At 70.8% G+C, this 1,454-nt stretch carries 1 protein-coding gene; it reads right to left on the reverse strand.

Annotated elements, in window-relative coordinates; translation table 11 throughout:
* Positions 1–53: 53 nt before the first annotated feature.
* Positions 54–1,454 (reverse strand): transglutaminase family protein (locus B8460_RS16050; protein ID WP_048862621.1); only part of this gene is annotated, 1,401 nt, incomplete at its 5' end.

The raw sequence follows: 1,454 nt of genomic DNA on the forward strand, positions 1-1,454 counted from the left end.
CCGTCCACCATTTCATCGAGAGGCTGGCCATAGGTCATGGGACGCGCAAGCTGTCAGGCCTGCGCACGTAGGTCGAGGGTGTACGGCAGTTCCAGCGCCAACGGCATGTGCGGCTCCGGCATCGGCCCGGGCGTGTGGCCGAACGGGAAGAAGCGGGCGCGGCGCCGCGCCTCCGCCTCGTTCGCGTTGACGGGGAAGCGTTCGTAGTTGCGGCCGCCGGGATGGGCGACGTGATGCGTCAGGCCGCCCAGGCTGCGGCCGGTCCAGCGGTCGTAGACGTCGAAGATGAGCGGCGTATGGACCGGCACGGTCGGGTGCAGCGACTCGGGCGGCTTCCAGGCCTTGAACCGCACGCCGGCGGCGTAGTCGCCGGCCCGCTCGGTCGGGCGCAGCGGCACCGCGACGCCGTTGCAGGCCAGCACGTAGCGGTCATCGACCCAGCCCGACACCACCGCCTCCACCCGCTCGACCGAGCTGTCGACATAGCGCACGGTGCCGCCCGCCGCCGGCTCCTCGCCCAGCGTATGCCAGGGTTCGAGCGCATGGCGGAGCGTGAGCGTCATGTCGCGCACGCCGACCTCGCCGATGCGCGGGAAGCGGAACTCCAGATGCGGCGCGAACCAGTCCGGGTCGAGCGGCGCGCCGATCTGGCTGAGTTCCTCCAGCGCGTCGCGGAGGTCCTGCTCGACGAAGCTGCGCAGCATGAACTGATCATGGATGCGGCTGCCCCACCGCACCAGCCGCCGCTCGTAGGGCGTCTGCCAGAAGGCGGCGATGGCGGCGCGCATCAGCAGCGTCTGCGCCGCCGACATGCGCGCATGCGGCGGCATCTCGAAGGCGCGGAACTCGATCAGCCCGCGACGGCCGCCGCTGCTCTCCGGCGCGTACATCTTGTCGATGCAGAACTCGGTGCGGTGCGTGTTGCCGGTCATGTCCGCGAGGATGTTGCGGAACAGCCGGTCGGTGAGCCATGGCGGCGTGGGGGCGAAGGGCGTCACGCGCCGCATCGCGATCTCCAGCTCCGCCAGCGCGTCCTGCCGCGCCTCGTCGATGCGGGGATGCTGGCTGGACGGCCCGATGAACAGGCCGCTGAACAGGTACGACAGGCTCGGATGATTGTGCCAGAAACCCAGCAGCGACTTCAGCAGGTCGGGCCGGCGCAGGAACGGGCTGTCGGCGGCGCGGGCCGCGCCCATCACGACATGGTTGCCCCCGCCGGTGCCGACATGGCGGCCGTCGAGCATGAACTTCTCGGTCGCCAGCCCGACCTGCCGCGCCTCCTCGTACAGGAACGTCGTCCGCTCCACGTGCTCGTCCCAGCTCGCGGCGGGATGGACGTTCACCTCGATCACGCCCGGATCGGGGGTGATCGAGAAGCTTTGCAGGCGCTCGTCCTCCGGCGGCCCGTAGCCCTCCAGCACCACCCGGCGCCCGGCCTCGGCGGCCGTCTGTTC

Origin of the sequence: Acidisphaera rubrifaciens HS-AP3, from assembly GCF_000964365.1 — a bacterium.
Taxonomy (GTDB): Bacteria; Pseudomonadota; Alphaproteobacteria; order Acetobacterales; family Acetobacteraceae; genus Acidisphaera; species Acidisphaera rubrifaciens.